The following is a 19375-nucleotide window of genomic DNA, read 5'->3' as shown; positions in this document are numbered from 1 at the left end:
CGGGGGCGCAGTCCCTGGAGAACGGCATCGTGATCAGGATCGGCATCGTGGAGGACGACCCCGCGAGCAGCGCGCTGCTCGTGGAGTACCTGCGACGCTACGAGCAGGAGCACGGCGAGCAGTTCGCCGTCGCGCTCTTCGCCGACGGCGAGCAGGTGGTCGCCGGGTACCGGCCGGACTTCGACATCCTGCTGCTCGACGTCGAGATGCCGAACCTCGACGGCTTCAGCGCCGCCCGGCGCATCCGTCAGGTCGACGCGGACGTCGTCCTGATCTTCATCACCAACATGACCCAGCACGCGATCAAGGGGTACGAGGTCGACGCGCTGAGCTACATGCTCAAGCCGCTGCGGTACTTCGCGTTCTCCCAGGAGCTCAAGCGGTCCGTGGCTCGGCTCCGACGACGGTCGGCCGACTACCTCCTGCTCGCGGTCGACGGCGGGCTGGCCCGCGTCGCGACCGACGACATCGTCTTCCTCGAGAGCGCGAAGCACCGCACGACGGTGCACACGGTGGACGGGAGGCACTCCGTCGTCGGGCCGCTCAAGGCGCTCGAGGCCCAGCTGGAGGGCCGGGACTTCTTCCGGAGCAACAGCGGCTACCTCGTGAACCTGCGGCACGTGCTCGCGGTCCAGGGCAGCAGCGTGCTCCTCGTCGGCGGGCACGACCTGCTCATCAGCCGGGCGCGGAAGAAGGCGTTCCTCGCGGCGCTCACCGACTACCTCGGGGCGCGACGGGCATGAGCGCCGCGACCGACCTCATGGCGACCCTGCCCGACATCCCGCGCGCCCTGACCGGCCTCGCGGAGTGGCTCGCGTGCCTGGTCTACGTGCTCCTGCGCCGACCCCGCCTGCCCCGGTCCCGGCTCGTGGCGCTCGCCGCCGCCGCCCTCGCCGCGCAGGTCGGGGTGCAGGCGCTCGCCGACCTGCTCCCGCGCCAGCTGTGGACCGTCGGCATGGCCGCCGCGGTCGCGTGCATGTACGGGTTCATCGTCGCGGCGGCGCGCGTCTCGGCTCGCGACGCGGGCTACTTCGCGGCGCGCGCGCTCGTGCTCGCCGAGCTCGTGGCGGCGCTGCACTGGCAGGTCCACTGCTTCTTCTTCCTGCCCGACGGCCGCCCCGGCACGGCCTGGCAGGTCGCGTTCTTCGTCCTCGTGTACGCGGTGGGGTACGGGGTCGCGTACGTCGTCGAGTCCCGCCACTTCCGCCCGGACCAGGAGCTCGACGTCACCGTCGGCGAGCTCGCGTCGGCGGTCGCGATCGCGCTCGTCACGTTCTTCATGAGCAACATCAGCTTCCTCAACGCCAACACCCCGTTCAGCGGGCGCCTCGGGCTCGAGATCTTCTACATCCGCACGCTCGTCGACCTGTGCGGCTTCGTGGCCCTCTACGCCCAGCAGGGCCAACGGCTCCAGCACCAGGCGCGGTCCGAGGTGCGCGCCATCGACGAGATGCTGCGCCGGCAGCACGAGCAGTACCTGCAGTCGAAGCGGAACATGCAGATCGTCCACCGCAAGTACCACGACCTCAAGCACCAGATCGGGGTCATCCGCGCCGAGGCGGACCCGGGACGGCGCGCGTCCTACCTCGACCACCTCGAGGCCAGCATCTCGGGCCACGCCCGGCAGGCCGACACGGGCAACGGCGTGCTCGACGTCATCCTCACGACCAAGAGCCAGGAGTGCGCGGAGCGGGACATCGACCTCACGTGCGTGGTCGACGGCGCCCTGCTCGACTTCATGTCCGCGATGGACGTCGCCGCGGTCTTCGGCAACGCCCTGGACAACGCGATCGACGGCGTCATGGCCGTGCCCGACCCGGAGCGGCGCATCATCAAGGTCGCGGTCTACGCGCGCGACCGCTTCGTGCTGCTCACGGTCGAGAACTACTTCTCCGGCGAGCTCCGCACCGAGGGCGGGGACATCGTCACCCGGCGCGCCGACCGCACGCGGCACGGCTACGGGCTCAAGTCCATCCGGTACACCGCGGAGAAGTACGGCGGGTCGATGACCGTGAACACCGAGGACCGCTGGTTCCTCCTGCGCGTCCTGCTGCCCATGCCGGAGGACCGCCCGCCCACGGGCTCGCCCCGGCAGGCGGCGTCGGCCACGCACCCGGCGTAGTCCCGCGCCCGGCGGCCACGGGCCCTGCCGGGCTGTCACGGGCCGTCGCACGGCCACGGCCGCCGCCCCGGAGGCCGACGGACGACCCGTCCGGGCGGGACCTGGGACCCGCCCGCCGTGACCCCGCCGTGACCTCGGCGACCGTTCGTGGACGCAAAGCGACGGTTCGTGCACCCGGCCGCCCCGGCCGTCCCCGGCGTCCATAGCGTGACGGCGCGGCTCAGGGACCACGACGTCCCGGGCCTCGACGGGTTCGCAGAGCTCGCTGCGCCACGCACGCGCCTCCGGGTGGGTCGCCGGGGTCGGTGCGGAGCGGGTGGGCGCGGAGACGACAAGGGAAGGTCGATGAAGACAACGACAACGGCGGGACACCGCGACAACCGGGCGGGCCGCGTCAAGGGAGCGGCGGCGCTCGCGAGCCTCGCCCTCGTGGCCGCGGCGGGATGCACGGCGGGCACCACGGACGACGAGAACGCGGCGGACGCGTTCACGACCCGGGAGGTCACGGACGGGACCACGTCCTTCGTGGTCGTCGACAACCCGGGCGACGGGCCCACGCTCTCCTACGGGAAGGACAGCGCCGTCGAGCTCCTCACCGAGGAGGTCGACGGCCAGGAGCTCGCGTTCAAGGACATGAACGCGAACGGGACGCTCGACACCTGGGAGGACTGGCGGGAGCCGGCCGAGGACCGTGCGGCGGCGCTCGCCGAGGAGCTCACGATCGAGCAGATCGCGGGGCTCATGCTCTTCAGCTCGCACGAGCGGTCGCAGGCCGACGGCCTCACGGACGCCCAGAAGGAGTACCTGACGGACTCCCACCTGCGCAACGTCCTGCACGCAGGCCCGAGCGACGTCGAGGCGACCGTCACGTGGGCCAACGAGATGCAGGCCTACGCCGAGTCGCTCGCGACCGCCGACGAGCCCTACGTCCCGGTGAACTTCGCCTCCGACCCGCGCTCGACCGCGGGCTCCGGCGGCTACAACGCCGAGGGCGCCGACATCTCGCGGTGGCCGTCGAACCTCGGCCTCGCCGCGACGTTCGACGTCGAGCACATGGACAACTTCGCCGAGATGTCCTCCGCGGAGTACCGCGCGCTGGGGATCACGACGGCGCTCAGCCCGCAGATCGACCTCGCGACCGAGCCGCGGTGGCTGCGCGTCGGCGGCACGTTCGGCGAGGACGTCGAGCAGAACACCGAGCTGGCCGCCGCGTACGTGGACGGCTACCAGAGCACGACCGGCCAGGACGGCTGGGGCCCCGAGTCCGTCAACGCGATGATCAAGCACTGGGCGGGCGACGGCCCCGGCGAGGGCGGCCGCGAGGCCCACACCGACGCCGGCAAGTACGGCGTCTACCCGGGCGACAACTTCGACGCGCACACCGAGGCCTTCCTCGGGTCGCTCGACTCCGCGGCCGTCATGTCGGCCTACTCGATCGCGCTCGACGGCGCGGGCGAGCCGCTGTTCGGCGAGCGCGTCGGCACGGCGTACGACGACACGCGCATGAACCTGCTCCGCGAGGAGAACGGCTACCAGGGCGTCGTCGTCACCGACTGGGGCGTCACGACCGGGGTGAACGACGAGGGCGCGGTCATCGCGACCGGCTGGGGCGCCGAGGACCTCACCAAGGAGCAGCGCCACTACGAGATCCTCAAGACCGGGCACGACATGTTCGGCGGCAACAACGACGTCGCGCCGGTCCTCGCGGCCCACGAGATGTGGCAGGCCGACTTCGAGGCGGGCACGAACGACGTCGACGCCGACACGCGCTTCCGCGAGTCCGGCGCGCGCATCCTCACGATGTTCTTCAACCCGGGCCTGTACGAGAACGCGTACCTGGACCTCGACGAGTCCACGACGATCCTCGCGAGCGACGACAAGGTCGACGCGGGCTACGCGGCGCAGCTCGACTCCGTGGTCCTGCTGAAGAACGACGGCGAGACCGTCAGCGCCGCGGACGCCGAGGCGTGGAAGGACAAGACCGTCTACGTCCCGCGCAGCTTCAACACCGGCTTCGCGAGCTCGTTCGGTCCGGGCGAGTACACCGAGGGCGCCGGGATCGACCTCGAGGTGGCCGAGCAGTACTTCGGCACCGTGCTCACGGACGAGGCCGTCACCGACGCCGACGACAAGGTCACGAGCTACACCGCTCCCGACCTGTCGGACGTCGACCTCGTGCTCGTCGGCATGGACAGCCCGGACAACGGCGGCACGTTCTCGAACATCGGGCACGACGTCGAGAACGACACCTGGTACCCGCTGTCGCTGCAGTACCGCCCGTACACCGCGGACGGCCCGAACGTGCGCCAGACCTCGATCTCCGGCGACCTGCTCCCGGACGGCACGCGCCAGAACCGCTCGTACTTCGGGAACACCTCGAAGATCGCGAACGAGTCGGACCTCGACGCGTTCGAGCGCGCCGTGGCGGCCGTCGAGGCGTCCGGCAAGGACATCCCGGTCGTCACCGTCCTCAAGGCGACCAACCCGGTCGTCCCGGCCGAGTTCGAGCCCGCGTCCGACGCGATCGTCGTCGGGTTCGGCACGAGCGACCAGGCGCTCCTCGAGGTCGTGCTCGGCCTCCACGAGCCCCAGGGCCGCCTGCCCGTCCAGCTCCCCCGGGACATGGACACGGTCGAGGCGCAGCAGGAGGACGTCGCGAAGGACATGACGCCCTACACCGACGCCGCGGGCAACGCCTACGACTACGGCTTCGGACTGAGCTACGGCGGGCCGATCACGGACTGACGGACCGCACGGGCGGGCGGTCGTACGAGCGGCCGCCCGCCCGGGGCGGACGGCGCCCGTCCGGCGCCGTCCGGCCCCGACCACGCCGCGGGGTGGGCCCGCGGCACGAACGAACCAAGGAGCAGGAAGTGAAGCGGAACAAGGCGCTGACCACGGGGATCGGGCTGCTCGTCGCCGTCACGGGGGCCTTCGGGCTGACGGCGTGCGGGAGCGGCGACGACTCCGCCGCCGGGCCGTCGTCGTCCGAGAGCCAGGCGACCGACGTCGACGTGGCGACGGACCTCGAGAACGCGCGCACGGCGGTCGCCGACGCGCTGGCGGAGGACGACAGCTGGGCGCAGATCATGCTCGCCAGCGACGTCAAGGAGCCGACGGTCAAGTACGGCCTCCTCGTGGTGCCGTTCGTCCCCTCCGACGCCGCCTCGCGCGTCCAGGGCACGGTCGACATCAAGGACGGGAAGTACACGATCGAGGCCGACTCCGCCGCGACCGGCGAGACGTGGCAGATCGACCAGGACGGCACCATCACCCCGGCCGGGGAGTAGCCGTACCGCGCCCCGCCGTCCGCCTCTCCGCCCGCCTCGCCGGGCGGACGGCGAGGCGGGCGGCGGGCGCTCCGGACGGCACGGGTCGAGCACGGCCGACCGTCCGTGCCGCAGAAACGACCGATCGTGCAGCCGCGGCGGGCGGCGCCGTACCCCGTTCCTAGCCTGAGGAACGGGCCGCACTCGAGGAGGAATGCAGTGAACGCCAGGGCGAAGAACGCCGACGGTGCCAGGACACCGATGTCGAACAAGAAGTTCCTGTGGATCTGGGTCCCCGTGCTCGCGACGGTGACCGTGCTCGTCGTCGTCGCGAACGTCGCGCTCAACGTCGCGGGCGGCTGGGTCGCGTCCCAGCTCGGGTCCGGCACCTACACGTTCACCAACTCCGAGGAGTCCTCGGGCTGGGACACCGCGTACTACACGGCCGAGCACGACAGCCAGGAGTCCGTCGACGAGGCCGCGAAGACCCTCGTCGAGGAGATCGCGGCCGGCGGCATCGTCCTCGCGAAGAACGAGGCCGGCGCGCTGCCGCTCACGTCCGACGCCCGCGTGACCATGCTGGGCCGCGCGTCCGCGGACCCGGTGTTCGGCGGCTCGGGCTCCGGCTCGGTCGACACGAACTCGGCCGTGACCGTCCGCGGGGGCCTCGAGAACGCGGGCCTCACGGTCAACGACGAGGTCTACGCCACGATCGAGGCGTTCGCGGCGGAGAACCCGCGCGGCCACATCGAGATGGACAACCCCGACGCGTCGAGCTACACCGTGGGCGAGCTGCCCGTCGGCGACTACGAGGCACGGTCCGGGACGTTCGCCGAGTTCGGCGACGCCGCGATCGTCACGATCGGCCGCCCCGGCGGCGAGGGCGGCGACCTCACGCGCGACATGACGGGCTGGGACGACCACGCCGAGCCCGGCCAGCACCAGCTCGAGCTGAACAAGGACGAGAAGGACCTGATCGCGCTCGCGAAGGCGAGCTTCGAGACGGTCGTCGTGGTCGTCAACGCGTCCACGACCCTGGAGCTCGGCGAGCTGCAGGCCGACCCGGAGGTCGACGCGATCCTCCTCGCGGGCTCGCCCGGCGCGACCGGCTTCAACGCCCTGGGGTCGGTCCTCACGGGCGAGGTCAACCCGTCCGGCCGCACGGTCGACGTGTGGGCGGCCGACTTCACGGCCGACCCGACGTTCGCCAACTTCGGGAGCTTCTTCTACTCGAACGTCGAGGCGTCCTACCCCGTCTCGGCGGTCGAGAAGGCGACGTCCAACGCGACCGTCACGAGCAACGCGCCGTTCGTGAACTACAGCGAGGGCATCTACGTCGGGTACCGCTACTACGAGACCGCGGCGGCCGAGGGCTTCCTCGACTACGACGACGCGGTGGTCTACCCGTTCGGCTACGGCCTGAGCTACACCGACTTCGCGTGGGCGGTCACGGGCACCGAGGCGGGCGACGTCGACGGGACCGTCGCGGTCACGGTCGAGGTCACGAACACGGGCACGGTCGCCGGCCGCGACGTCGTCGAGCTCTACTACTCCGCGCCGTACACGCCCGGCGGGATCGAGAAGTCCGAGGTCGTCCTCGGCGACTTCGCCAAGACCGGGACGATCGAGCCGGGCGCGAGCGAGACCGTGACCCTCGAGCTCGCCGTCGAGGACATGGCGTCCTACGACCACCTGGGCGCGGAGGCGTACGTGCTGGAGGCGGGCGACTACACGCTCAGCCTGCGCACCGACTCCCACACCGTCGCGGCGGGCACCGAGCCGATCACCTACCCGGTCGCGTCCGACGTCGTGTACACGGGCGAGGAGCACCGCGCGTCGGACCTCGCCGAGGTGACCAACCGGTTCGACGACGTCTCCGCGCGCTTCAGCGCCGACGGCGCGGACGGCACGGTCGTGCCGATGTCCCGCGCCGACTTCGCGGGCACGTTCCCGCAGGCCCCGACGGCCGAGCAGTCGGTCGCGGACGAGGCCACCCAGGAGGGCTTCGCCGCCTGGGACCACGAGGCCGAGGCCGCCGCGTTCGACGGCCCGATGCCCACGACGGGCGAGCGCTCCGACCTGACGCTCGTCGACCTGCGCGGCCTGCCGAAGGACGACCCGCGGTGGGAGGAGCTGCTCGACTCCCTGACGGTCGGGGACATGACGGACATGCTCCTCAACGGCGCGTACCAGACGGCCGCGATCGCCTCGATCGCCAAGCCGCAGACGGTCGAGCCCGACGGCCCGGCGGGCTTCTCGTCCTTCATCAACTCGTCGATCAACGGCGTCGCCTACCCGTCCGAGGTGCTCATCGCGCAGACGTGGGACGTCGACCTCGGGACCGCGATGGGCACGATGATCGGCGAGGAGGCCCTGCAGAAGGGGCTCAACGGCTGGTACGCGCCCGCGGTGAACCTGCACCGCTCGCCGTTCGGCGGCCGCAACTTCGAGTACTACTCGGAGGACCCGCTCCTCTCGGGCCGGATGGCCGCGGCCGTGTCGAACGGCGCGGCGAGCAAGGGCGTCTACACGATGCTCAAGCACTTCGCGCTCAACGAGCAGGAGACGAACCGCGTCGACAACGGCCCCGCGACCTGGGCGACCGAGCAGACGATCCGCGAGATCTACCTCAAGCCGTTCGAGCTCGCGATCAAGGACGTCTCCCTGGACGTCCGGTACATCGCGGACGACGAGGGCACGATCGAGGAGACGACGGTCGGCGCGCTCGGCATCATGAGCTCGTTCAACCGCATCGGCGCGACGTGGACGGGCGGCTCGAAGCCGCTCATGACGGACGTGCTGCGCGGGGAGTGGGGCTTCGAGGGCTTCGCCATCACGGACTTCAACCTGTACCCGTACATGAACCCCAACGAGGGCCTCGACGGGGGCACGGACCTGACGCTCACCTTCCAGCCGTCGAAGTCGTTCGGCGACACGACGTCCGCGAAGGCGGTCACGGACATCCGGAACGCGACCCACAACATCCTGTTCACGGTGGCCAACTCGAACGCCATGAACGGGCTCGCCCCCGGCGCGACGGTCACCTACACGCCGCCCACCTGGGTCTACGTCCAGATCGGCGTGTCGGTGCTCCTCGGGCTGCTCGTCCTGGTCGGTGCCTTCCTCGTGGTCCGGCGCGTCCGCCGGCACCGGTCGGCGGCCGAGGAGGTCGCCGCACCCGCCTCCGAGCCGGCGGTCCCCGCCGCCCGGTAGCCGGTGACCACGGGTCTCCCGGGCGGGCGACCGCCCGGGAGACCCGGCACCCGGCGCCGTCGGGCCGGTGGCGCCCACCACCGCCGGCCCGACGCCGGGGCCCGGACCGCCGTCCGGCACCGGGCCCCCACCGCACGTCCCGAGCAGCCGCCGTCCGCGGCGCACCGCCGACGGCCGACCCCGGCATGCCCGGGACCGCTCGGACGCACCCCGCACGACCCCACGACCACGCAAGGAGAGCACCGTGCAGCTCCACGGCGAGACCACCGCCGCGGCCGGCGAGACGGCCGCGGCCCCGGGCACGACGCCCGCGACGACCGGCGTCGTCCCGACCGCGAGCCTGACGCTCCTGGAGAAGGCGGCCCTGCTCACGGGGAAGACCGTGTGGGAGACGCACGACCTCCCGCGGCTCGGCGTCCGCTCCCTCTGGCTGGCCGACGGCCCGCACGGCGTGCGCAAGCAGCTCGGCGCGGCCGACCACCTCGGCATCGCGGCCTCGCAGGAGGCCACGTGCTTCCCGACGGCGGCCGCCGTGGCGAACACGTGGGACGTCGAGCTGGCCGAGCGCGTGGGCACCGCCCTCGGCGCGGAGGCCGCGGCGCAGGACGTGGACGTGCTGCTCGGCCCGGGCCTCAACATCAAGCGGTCGCCGCTCGGCGGGCGCAACTTCGAGTACTTCTCCGAGGACCCGCTGCTCGCGGGCCGGATGGCCGCCGGCTACGTGCGCGGGATCCAGTCCCGCGGCGTCGCCGCGTGCCCCAAGCACTTCGCGGTGAACTCCCAGGAGCTGCGCCGCATGGTCTCGGACTCCGTGGTCGACGAGCGCACGCTCCGCGAGGTCTACCTCACGGCGTTCGGGATCGTCGTCGCGGAGGCGAGCCCCCGGACGATCATGTCGTCGTACAACCTCGTCAACGGCGTCTACGCCCACGAGGACCCGTTCCTCCTCACCCAGGTCCTGCGCCGGGAGTGGGGGTTCGACGGCGCCGTCGTCTCCGACTGGGGCGGCTCGAACGACGTCGTCGCCGCGGCGGCGGCCGGCGGCACCCTCGAGATGCCGGCGGCGGGCCTGAGCTCGGCGCGCCGGCTCGTCGACGCGGTGCGGTCGGGCCGCCTCGACCCGGCCGACCTCGACGCGCGCGCCGAGGAGGTGCTGCGGCTCGTCGCCGCGGCCCGCGAGCCGGGCACCGCCCCGGCCGTGGACGCCGACGCCCACCACGCGCTCGCCCGCGAGGTCGCGGCGCGCTCGGCGGTGCTGCTCAAGAACGAGGACGCGATCCTGCCGCTCGCCGCGGGGACCCGGGTCGCGGTCGTCGGCGACTTCGCGCGCACCCCGCGCTACCAGGGCTCCGGGTCCTCCGCGGTGAACCCGACCCGCCTCGACAGCGTGCTCGACGTGATCGAGGGCTCGGGGCTCGAGCTGACGACGTTCGCCCCCGGCTTCCGTCGGGACGGCACGCCGGACGCCGCGCTGCGGGAGGAGGCGGTCGCGGCCGCGCAGGGCGCGGACGCGGTGCTGCTCTTCCTCGGTCTCGACGAGATCGCCGAGTCGGAAGGTCTGGACCGCACGACGCTCGCGCTGCACCCGGCGCAGGTCGAGGTCCTCGAGGCCGTGGCCGCGATCAACCCCGCGACCGTCGTGGTCCTCGCGGGCGGGGGCGCGATCTCCACGCCGTGGCTCGGCGCGGCCCGGGCGCTCGTGCACGGGTACCTCGGGGGGCAGGCCGGGGCCGGAGGCGTCCTCGACGTGCTCACCGGCGCCGTCAACCCGTCGGGACGGCTCGCCGAGACGCTGCCCGTGCGGCTCGCGGACACCCCGACCGCCGCGTCGTTCCCCGCGACCGGGCGCACCGCCGTCTACCGCGAGGGCCTGTACGTCGGCTACCGGTACTACACGAGCGCGGACGTCCCGGTCGCGTTCCCCTTCGGCTTCGGGCTGTCGTACACGACGTTCGCGCACTCCGACCTCGTGGTCGACGCGGACGCGGCAGCCGTCGACGTGACGGTCACGGTCACCAACACCGGGCCGGTCGCGGGGGCGGACGTCGTGCAGGTCTACGTGCGTCGGGAGACGCCGGGCGTGCACCGCCCGGACCGCACGCTCGCGGGGTTCGCGCGCGTCGAGCTCGACCCGGGCGAGTCGCGCACGGTCACCGTCCCCCTCGGGGACGCGGCGTTCCGGCACTGGGACGTGGCGACCGGCGCGTGGCAGGTCGAGGAGGGCGCCTGGTCGGTGCTCGTCGGCCCCCACGTCGACGACCTCCCGCTGCGCGCGACGGTCGAGCTCGACGGCACGGTGCCTCCGCGCACCGAGGACGACCTGCCCGAGCCGTACCGCACCGGAAGCGTCCACGACGTGTCGGACGCGCAGTTCGCGGCGCTCCTCGGCCGACCGGTCCCGACCGCGGCGTGGTCCGGGGGGCTCGGCGTGAACGACCCGCTCTCGCGCCTCGCCGAGGCCCGCTCGCCCCTGGCCCGGCTCGCGTTCCGCGTCCTGTCCTGGCGGCGCGACGCGGCGGACCGCAAGGGCGCGCCGGACCTCAACGTCCTGTTCCTGCTCAACATGCCGTTCCGGGCCATCGGGAAGATGACCGGCGGCATGGTCGACGACGCGATGGTCGACGGCATCGTCCGCATCGTCAACGGCCACCTCTTCCGCGGCACCGGCGCCGTCGTGCGCGGGTTCGTCCGCAACCGCCGCGCCGACCGCCGTACCGCCCGCGCGCTCCGCGGCGACTCCTGACCCGCTCGAAAGGGAAGACCCATGCTCACCCGCCTCCGCGACGCCTGGCGCCGGTTCTCCGAGAAGCGACCGGGGACCGCGCAGTTCGTCGTGTTCTTCGTGCTGAGCAACGGCATCACCGTGCTGCAGCTCGCGCTCATGCCCCTCATCAAGTGGGTCTTCGGCATGACCGCCCTGGTGGACGTGGCGTTCCAGGTCTGGCCGGTCGGGGCCAACCCGGACGGGTCGGCCTACTACGTCTTCGACTACGCCGCCGGTCCGCTCCCGGGCGGCGGCGGGGGGCTGGCATACTTCCTCGCCGTGCAGATCACCTTGCTGGTGGCGCAGGTGATCAACTTCTTCGCTCAGCGCACCATCACGTTCAAGTCCAACTCGTCGGTCGCGAAGGCCGCGCTCTGGTACACCATCGCGTACGTCGTCATCTCGATCGCGGCGGCCGCCGCGCAGGGCCTGTACAAGACGCCGATCTACGAGCTGTTCATCGACACGTGGGGCCTGGGAGGCGCCGGCGAGACCCTCGCGGACTTCACGACGATGATCATCAACGCCGCGATCTCGTTCTGGGTGTTCTTCCCGATCTTCAAGGTCATCTTCAAGCAGGTGCCCGAGGCGCCGGCCACGCCGGAGGCGGAGCACGCCGGAGAGGTGCGTGCGTCGTGAACCCCCTCCTGACCGTCGTGGTCCCGGCGTACGACGCGGAGCCGTACCTGGCGCGCGCGCTCGACTCGCTCGTCGGGTTCGGTCCCGAGGTGGAGGTGCTCGTCGTCGACGACGGCTCCACCGACGGGACGGCGGCGCTCGCCCAGGGCTACGCGGACCGGTACCCGGGCGAGGTGCACGTGCTGCGCAAGGCCAACGGCGGGCACGGGTCGGCGATCAACACCGGCCTCGACCACGCGCGGGGGGAGTACCTCAAGGTCGTGGACGCCGACGACTGGGTGGACCGCGCCGCGCTCGCCCAGGTGCTCGCGACGCTGCGCGGGTTCGTGCGCCGGTTCGTGGACGCCGGGACCCCCGGCGGGGAGCCCGTCGACCTGCTGGTGAGCAACTTCGTGTACGAGAAGGTCGGCAAGCGCGTGAAGACGGCCGTCCGGTACCGCGGCGCGCTGCCGCGCGGACGCGTGCTCACGTGGTCGCAGACGAGACGCTTCGCCAAGCGCCAGTACATGATGATGCACGCCCTGATGTACCGGACCCAGGTGCTGCGCGACGCCGGCCTGCGGCTCCCCGAGCACACGTTCTACGTGGACAACCTGTACGCGCTGGTGCCGCTCGCACACGTGCGCACGCTGTACTACCTCGACGTCGACCTCTACCGGTACTTCATCGGCCGCGAGGACCAGTCGGTGCACGAGGCGGTCATGCTCAAGCGCCTCGACCAGCAGCTCCGCGTCAACTGGCTCATGCTCGAGCACGTCTCCCGGACCCCGGTGGCCGACCGGCGCCTGCGCCGCTACCTCCTGCACTACGTGGAGATCATCTGCGCGGTGTCGTCCATCCTGCTCGTGCGAGCGGGGACGCCCGCGTGCCTCGTCGAGAAGGAGCGGCTCTGGTCGCGCCTGCGCGCCCAGGACCCCCAGCTCTACCACCAGGTGCGCTGGTCGGGACTCGGGCAGATCGCCAACCTCCCCGGTCCGGCGGGACGGCGCGTGTCGGTCCTGGCCTACCGGGTCGCGCAGCGTGCGATCGGCTTCAGCTGACAGTCCCCGTCCCCGTCCCCGTCACCGCGGGCCGCGACGCCGCTTCTCGATGAGCGGCCGCAGCCGGTAGGGGATGAGCTCGCCCATGGAGAGCGACGTCTCCGTGCGCTCGACGCCGTCGATGGCGAGGATCGCGGCGTCGATGCGGAACAGGTGGTCCGTGTCGCGGCACGCGACGGTGACGCGCAGGTCCGCGGTGCCGCTGCGCCCGAACGCCTGCACGACCTCGGGGATGCGCGCGAGGTCGTCGACGATGCGCGCGAGCTCCTTCTGCCGGAGCTGCACCTCGACGAACGCGGTGAGGGGGTGCCCCAGCACGTGCGGGTCGATGCGCCGGTCGAGGTCGAGGAACGCGCCCTCGGCCTCGAGGCGGGCGAGCCGCGCCGCGACCGTGTTGCGGGAGAGCCGCAGCCGGTCGGCGAGCGCGACGATCGTGGCCCGCGGGTCGTCGGCGAGCGCGAGCAGGAGGTCGAGGTCGACAGCGTCGGCGCTGTGCATGGTGCTCACCCTAACCGAGTGACGGCGGTCACAGTGCACGGTGCGTCAGGCGTCGGTGGAGCCATGTGCGTGACGCGGGTTACGTTCCCCCTACCTCGGTCCTCGACGGAGAGGACCGGCTCCCCGAGGTGAGGTGGCGACGATGCCCAGCGAACCTGCGGTGCGGACCGGACCGACGGCGGCGACCCCGCCGAAGGCGTACGACGGTCACCGGGCGGCAACCCCGCGCGACGCACGAGCAGACCGGAAGAACGTGGTGCGCGACGTGCGCAAGGACGCGCCGCGGCAGGACCCGCCCGACCCAGGCGCCGGGTCGACGCCGACCCTGCGCGTGCTCGACGAGAGCGGCACCCGCCACCGCGACCCGGACCTGGACCGGTGGCTCGCGGACCTCGACCCGACGGCGCCCGACGACGCCGCGCGCGCGTCGGCCCGGTCGGCGCTGCTGCGGCTCCACGAGGACATGGTCGTGGCGCGTCGCATCGACGCGGAGGCCACGGCGCTCCAGCGGCAGGGCGAGCTCGCGCTCTGGCCGCCGCTCCTCGGCCAGGAGGCGGCGCAGGTCGGCTCGGCGCGCGCGCTGCGCGACGACGACTTCGTCTTCTCCTCCTACCGCGAGCACGCTGTCGCGCGGGTGCGCGGTGCGGCGCTCGTCGACCTCGTGCGCGTGTGGCGCGGCGTGGCGGTCTCCGGCTGGGACCCGTACGCGATCGGCATGGCGTCGCCGCAGGTCATCATCGGCGCCCAGGCGCTGCACGCGACGGGCTGGGCGATGGGCGTGCAGAACGACGTCGACGCCGGCCGCGTCGACGCCGCCGCCGGGCTGCCGGTCGGGGTGTCGTACTTCGGCGACGGCGCGATGAGCCAGGGCGACGTCAACGAGGCGTTCGTCTTCGCGTCCACGTACCGCTCGCCGGTCGTGTTCTTCTGCCAGAACAACCAGTGGGCCATCTCCGAGCCGGTCGCGCTCCAGTCGCGCGTCCCGCTCGCGGAGCGCGCCCGCGGGTTCGGCCTGCCGGGCGTGCGCGTCGACGGCAACGACGTCCTCGCGGTGCTCGCCGTGACGCGCGCGGCCCTCGACCGCGCCCGGCACGACGGCGGCCCGACCTTGATCGAGGCCGTCACCTACCGCATGGGCCCGCACACCACGGCCGACGACCCGAAGCGGTACCGCGACGCGGCCGAGGTGGAGGAGTGGACGCGCCGCGACCCGATCGCGCGCTTCGAGGCGTACCTGCGCGCCGTCGGGGTGCTCGACGACGCGGGCGCGGCGCGCGTGCAGGAGGTCGCCGACGCGGCGGCCGCCGAGCTGCGCGCCGGGTGCGTCGCGCTCACCGACCCGCCGCCGCTCTCGCTCTTCGACCACGTCTACGCGGAGCCGCACCACGCGCTGGACCGCGAGCGCGCGGAGTACGCGCACTACCTCGCCGGCTTCGACGGGGAGGAGGCGCGATGACGACCCTCACGCTCGCGAAGGCGCTCGGCGCCGGGCTGCACCGCGCGATGACGGACGACGACCGCGTGGTCGTCATGGGCGAGGACGTCGGCCGGCTCGGTGGTGTCTACCGCGTGACGGACGGGCTCCAGGCGGAGTTCGGGCCGCGCCGCGTGCTCGACACGCCGCTCGCGGAGTCGGGGATCATCGGGACGGCCGTCGGGCTCGCGTACCGCGGCTACCGGCCGGTGTGCGAGATCCAGTTCGACGGCTTCGTGTTCGTCGCGTTCGACCAGATCCTGTCCCAGCTCGCGAAGATGCACGCCCGCACCGGCGGGAAGGTGCGCCTGCCGATCACGATCCGCATCCCCGTGGGCGGCGGCATCGGTGCGGCCGAGCACCACTCGGAGTCGCCCGAGGCGCTGTTCGCGCACACGGCCGGGCTGCGGGTCGTGTCGGTCGCGAACCCCCAGGACGCGTACACCGTGCTCCGCCAGGCCGTCGCGTGCGACGACCCGGTGATCTTCTTCGAGCCCAAGCGGCGCTACCACCTCAAGGGCGAGGTCGACCTCGACCCCGTCGACCCGCCGGCCATGGACCGGGCCCGCGTCGTGCGCGAGGGCCACGACGTCACGCTCGTCACGTGGGGCGGCCTCGTCGGGACCGCGCTCGACGCCGCCGTCGCCGCGTCCGACGACGGCGTGTCCGTCGAGGTGATCGACCTGCGCTCGCTGTCGCCGATCGACCACGACACCGTCGCGGCGTCGGTCCGCAAGACGGGGCGGGTCGTCGTCACGCACGAGGCGCCCCGCCAGGCGGGGCTCGGCGCGGAGATCGCCGCGACCGTGACGGACCGCTGCTTCGAGCACCTCGAGGCACCGCCCGTCCGCGTCACGGGCCACGGCATGCCGTACCCGCCCGCGAAGCTCGAGGGCCACTACCTCCCCGACCTCGACCGCATCCTCCACGGCGTCGACCGCGTCCTGGGGCGGGTCGAGCCGTTCGTGCCGTCGTCCGGGCGTCCGGTCGCGGAGGTGGCCCGATGACGGCGCTGCGCGAGTTCCGCCTCCCCGACCTGGGCGAGGGCCTCACCGAGTCCGACATCGTCAGCTGGCACGTCCACGCGGGCGACCACGTCGAGCTCAACCAGGTCATCGCCGAGGTCGAGACCGCGAAGGCCCTCGTCGACCTCCCGTCCCCGTACGCGGGCGTCGTCGCGTCCCTCCACGCCGAGGAGGGCCAGACGGTGAGCGTGGGCGAGCCCCTCGTCACCTTCGAGGTCGACGACGGCGCGGCACCCGCGTCCGGCGGCGGGGCCGCCCCGGTGGCGGACGGCACCGCGGCGCCCGGGTCCGCCGAGGGCGCGGTGGGTGCCTCCGGCGGCGGTCCGGAGGGCTCGTCCGCCGGGGTCCCGGCCCGGGTGCCCGACGCCGTCCCCGCCCTGGTCGGGGCGGTCGCCGGGGCGGGGGTCGCCCGGGCGGGAGACCCGCCCGAGGGCCCGGCCGGCTCCTCGGCCGTCGACCCGGCCGTCGACCCGGCCGCCGCCGTGGCCGACACCGCCGACGCGCCCGAGCCGAACCTCGTCGGCTACGGGGCACGCCCCGACCGGGTCGGGCGGCCCGCGCGTCGACCCCGGCGGGCGGTAGGCGAGGCCCAGGTCGCACGGCCCGACGTCGCCGTCGCGCCCCACCGCACCACCGTGACCGGCGAGCGGCCCCGGTCGACGCCGCCGGTGCGCGCGCTCGCGAAGAAGCTCGGCGTGCGGATCGACCGGGTCGAGGGGTCCGGCCGCGACGGGCTCATCACGCGCGAGGACGTCCTCGCGGCGGTGAGCTGCCACCGCGACGTCGCACGCCGACCGCGCGACGAGCACAGCGCGAGCGTCCACCCCGCGCCGGCCGCCGGCCCGGGGGCACCGAGCGGCGAGAAGCGAGAACTGGCCCCTCCGGACCGCGTCCCCGGGGCCACTTCTCCCCTCTCGGCGCCGGGTGCGGCGGCGGGCATGGGCGCCGACCGCGCGGCCGGCCTCGACCCGGAGGTCGTGCCCGTGCGGGGCGTGCGCAAGCACACCGCGGCGGCGATGGTGGCGAGCGCGTTCACGGCGCCCCACGCGACGGTGTTCCTCACCGTGGACGTGACGCGGAGCGTCGAGCTCCTCGAGCGGCTGCGCACCCACCGCCTCGCGCGCGGTGCGCGGATCACCGTGCTGGCGCTCGCGGCCCGCGCGCTGTGCCTCGTGCTGCCGCGCCACCCCGCGCTCAACAGCGCGTGGCGCGACCTCCCCGACGGCTCGGCGGAGATCGTGCGGCACCGGCGGGTGCACCTGGGGATCGCGGTCGCGACCGACCGGGGGCTCGTCGTGCCGCACGTGCCCGACGCGCAGGCGCTCGACCTGCCCGACCTCGCCGCCGCGCTGACCGACCTCACGACCACCGCGCGCGACGGTCGCACGACGCCCGAGCGCCTGACCGGCGGGACGATCTCGATCACCAACGTCGGGGTGTTCGGCGTCGACGCGGGCACCCCGATCCTCGTCCCCGGCGAGGCGGCGATCCTCGGCCTGGGGGCGGTGCGGCGTCGGCCCTGGGAGCACGACGGCGAGGTCGCGCTGCGCGACGTCGTCACCCTCAGCCTGTCGTTCGACCACCGCGTGGTCGACGGCGAGCAGGGTGCGCGCTTCCTCGCCGACCTGGGCGTGCTGCTCGAGGACCCGGCGCTCGCGCTCCTCGCCGGGGGCCGGCAGGAGGTGGTCGCGTGACCGTCCTGACGAGCGCCGTCGAGCCCGGGTCGGACGCGGCCCGGGCGAACGACGCCGCGCAGCGCGGGCTCGCGGACGAGCTGCGCGAGCGCACGGCCGACGTCGCGCGCGGCGGCCCGGCGTCGGCGCGCGACCGGCACGTGGCGCGCGGCAAGCTGCTCCCGCGCGACCGCGTGGACCGGCTGCTCGACGAGGGCAGCCCGTTCCTGGAGATCGCGCCGCTCGCCGGGTACGGCGTGGACGACGGCGCGTGGCCGGCCGCGGGCGTCGTCGCCGGGATCGGGGTGGTGAGCGGGCGGCAGGTCATGGTCGTGTGCAACGACGCGACCGTGAAGGGCGGCACGTACCACCCGCTCACGGTGAAGAAGCACCTGCGGGCGCAGGAGATCGCGCTGGAGAACCGGCTGCCGTGCGTCTACCTCGTCGACTCGGGCGGCGCGTTCCTGCCCCGGCAGGCCGAGGTGTTCCCGGACCGCGACCACTTCGGCCGGATCTTCTACCACCAGGCGCGCCTCTCGGCGGCGGGGGTCCCGCAGATCTCCGCCGTCCTCGGGTCGTGCACGGCGGGCGGCGCCTACGTGCCCGCGATGAGCGACCAGACGGTCATCGTGCGCGGGCAGGGCACGATCTTCCTCGGCGGGCCGCCGCTCGTGAGGGCGGCGATCGGCGAGGTCGTCACGGCCGAGGAGCTCGGCGGCGGCGAGCTGCACGCGCGCCGCAGCGGCGTCGTCGACCACCTGGCCGACGACGACGAGGACGCGCTCGACACCGTGCGCCGCATCGTCGCGACGCTCCCGCCCGACCCGGAGCCCGCGTGGGACGTCGCGACCAGCGAGCCTCCCCGCGTGGCGGGGGCCGCCGTACAGGACTCGGGGGAGGATCTGTACGCCGCCGTCCCGGCCGACGTCCAGGCCCCCTACGACCCGCGCGAGGTCATCGCCCGGCTCGTCGACGGGAGCCGGTTCGACGAGTTCAAGCGCGAGTACGGCGACACGCTCGTCACGGGCTTCGCGCGCATCCACGGGCACCCGGTGGGGATCCTCGCGAACCAGGGCGTGCTGTTCTCGGCGTCCGCGCTCAAGGGGGCGCACTTCGTCGAGCTGTGCGACCAGCGCGGCATCCCGCTGCTGTTCCTGCAGAACATCTCCGGCTTCATGGTCGGTACCGACGCCGAGGCCGGCGGGATCGCGAAGGACGGCGCCAAGATGGTCACGGCCGTCGCGACGACGCGCGTCCCGAAGCTCACGGTGATCGTCGGCGGGTCGTTCGGGGCGGGGAACTACTCGATGTGCGGCCGCGCGTACTCGCCACGCTTCCTGTGGTCGTGGCCCGCGAGCCGCATCTCCGTGATGGGCGGCCCGCAGGCCGCGTCCGTGCTGTCGACCGTCAAGCGCGAGCAGCTCGCGGCGCGCGGCGAGACGTGGGACCCCGACGAGGAGGCCGCGTTCTCCGCCGACATCCGCGCCGACTACGACGAGCACGGCAGCCCCTACTACGCGACCGCGCGGCTGTGGGACGACGGCGTGATCGACCCCGCCGACACGCGCCGCGTGCTCGGCCTCGCCCTCGGCGTGTGCGCGCGCACGCCCCTCGCCGAGACCTGGACCGGTGACCGGTTCGGCCTCTTCCGGATGTGA

General features: G+C 73.4%; 13 protein-coding genes. 12 read left to right on the top strand and 1 reads right to left on the bottom strand.

The window, feature by feature from the left end; translation table 11 throughout:
• Positions 1-29 precede the first annotated feature (29 nt).
• The 8 genes from AC3WT4_RS06085 (at position 30) to AC3WT4_RS06050 (ending at position 13047) form a co-directional block, all read left to right on the top strand.
• Complete coding sequence (locus AC3WT4_RS06085) at positions 30-743, top strand: LytR/AlgR family response regulator transcription factor (RefSeq protein ID WP_074804780.1); 714 nt, start codon at positions 30-32, stop codon at positions 741-743.
• Positions 740-2122 (top strand): ATP-binding protein, encoded by a 1383-nt coding sequence (locus tag AC3WT4_RS06080; RefSeq protein WP_074804783.1) that lies wholly within the window; start codon positions 740-742, stop codon positions 2120-2122. Before AC3WT4_RS06085 ends, AC3WT4_RS06080 begins: the two co-directional genes overlap by 4 nt.
• A 345-nt stretch (positions 2123-2467) precedes the next feature.
• Positions 2468-4867, top strand: a complete 2400-nt coding sequence (locus AC3WT4_RS06075) for a glycoside hydrolase family 3 N-terminal domain-containing protein (RefSeq protein ID WP_492314986.1) — start codon at positions 2468-2470, stop codon at positions 4865-4867.
• A gap of 128 nt (positions 4868-4995) precedes the next feature.
• Positions 4996-5412 carry a hypothetical protein gene (locus tag AC3WT4_RS06070; protein WP_257416728.1) on the top strand — a complete coding sequence of 139 codons (417 nt, stop codon included), beginning with the start codon at positions 4996-4998 and terminating at the stop codon, positions 5410-5412.
• 198 nt (positions 5413-5610) lie between these two features.
• The gene (locus AC3WT4_RS06065) at positions 5611-8604 is read left to right on the top strand and encodes a glycoside hydrolase family 3 C-terminal domain-containing protein (RefSeq protein ID WP_257416729.1); all 2994 of its coding nucleotides are present in this window, start codon (positions 5611-5613) and stop codon (positions 8602-8604) included.
• Between the two features lie 244 nt (positions 8605-8848).
• Positions 8849-11347 carry a glycoside hydrolase family 3 C-terminal domain-containing protein gene (locus AC3WT4_RS06060; RefSeq protein WP_492314985.1) on the top strand — a complete coding sequence of 833 codons (2499 nt, stop codon included), beginning with the start codon at positions 8849-8851 and terminating at the stop codon, positions 11345-11347.
• 21 nt (positions 11348-11368) lie between these two features.
• Positions 11369-12007 carry a hypothetical protein gene (locus tag AC3WT4_RS06055; protein WP_108047939.1) on the top strand — a complete coding sequence of 213 codons (639 nt, stop codon included), beginning with the start codon at positions 11369-11371 and terminating at the stop codon, positions 12005-12007.
• Positions 12004-13047, top strand: coding sequence for a glycosyltransferase family 2 protein (locus AC3WT4_RS06050; RefSeq protein ID WP_492314984.1), 1044 nt, complete (start codon positions 12004-12006; stop codon positions 13045-13047). The genes AC3WT4_RS06055 and AC3WT4_RS06050 overlap by 4 nt, the downstream gene beginning before the upstream one ends.
• A 21-nt stretch (positions 13048-13068) precedes the next feature.
• Here AC3WT4_RS06050 and AC3WT4_RS06045 read toward each other — a convergent pair whose 3' ends face one another.
• The gene (locus tag AC3WT4_RS06045) at positions 13069-13545 is read right to left on the bottom strand and encodes an Lrp/AsnC family transcriptional regulator (RefSeq protein WP_492314983.1); all 477 of its coding nucleotides are present in this window, start codon (positions 13543-13545) and stop codon (positions 13069-13071) included.
• A gap of 142 nt (positions 13546-13687) precedes the next feature.
• Here AC3WT4_RS06045 and AC3WT4_RS06040 point away from each other — a divergent pair, with 142 nt between their 5' ends.
• From AC3WT4_RS06040 to AC3WT4_RS06025, 4 genes are read left to right on the top strand one after another with little or no spacing between them, the layout of a single operon-like run.
• Positions 13688-15001 carry a thiamine pyrophosphate-dependent dehydrogenase E1 component subunit alpha gene (locus AC3WT4_RS06040; RefSeq protein WP_083385000.1) on the top strand — a complete coding sequence of 438 codons (1314 nt, stop codon included), beginning with the start codon at positions 13688-13690 and terminating at the stop codon, positions 14999-15001.
• The gene (locus AC3WT4_RS06035; protein ID WP_492314982.1) at positions 14998-16026 is read left to right on the top strand and encodes an alpha-ketoacid dehydrogenase subunit beta; all 1029 of its coding nucleotides are present in this window, start codon (positions 14998-15000) and stop codon (positions 16024-16026) included. Before AC3WT4_RS06040 ends, AC3WT4_RS06035 begins: the two co-directional genes overlap by 4 nt.
• Positions 16023-17738, top strand: a complete 1716-nt coding sequence (locus tag AC3WT4_RS06030; protein WP_492314981.1) for a dihydrolipoamide acetyltransferase family protein — start codon at positions 16023-16025, stop codon at positions 17736-17738. Before AC3WT4_RS06035 ends, AC3WT4_RS06030 begins: the two co-directional genes overlap by 4 nt.
• Positions 17735-19375 carry a carboxyl transferase domain-containing protein gene (locus AC3WT4_RS06025; RefSeq protein WP_492314980.1) on the top strand — a complete coding sequence of 547 codons (1641 nt, stop codon included), beginning with the start codon at positions 17735-17737 and terminating at the stop codon, positions 19373-19375. The genes AC3WT4_RS06030 and AC3WT4_RS06025 overlap by 4 nt, the downstream gene beginning before the upstream one ends.

The organism is Cellulosimicrobium sp. EB106-03-01-XG111 (assembly GCF_058792115.1).
The sequence above is the reverse complement of the archived record's forward strand: the minus strand, read 5'-3'. Positions and strand labels throughout refer to the sequence as shown.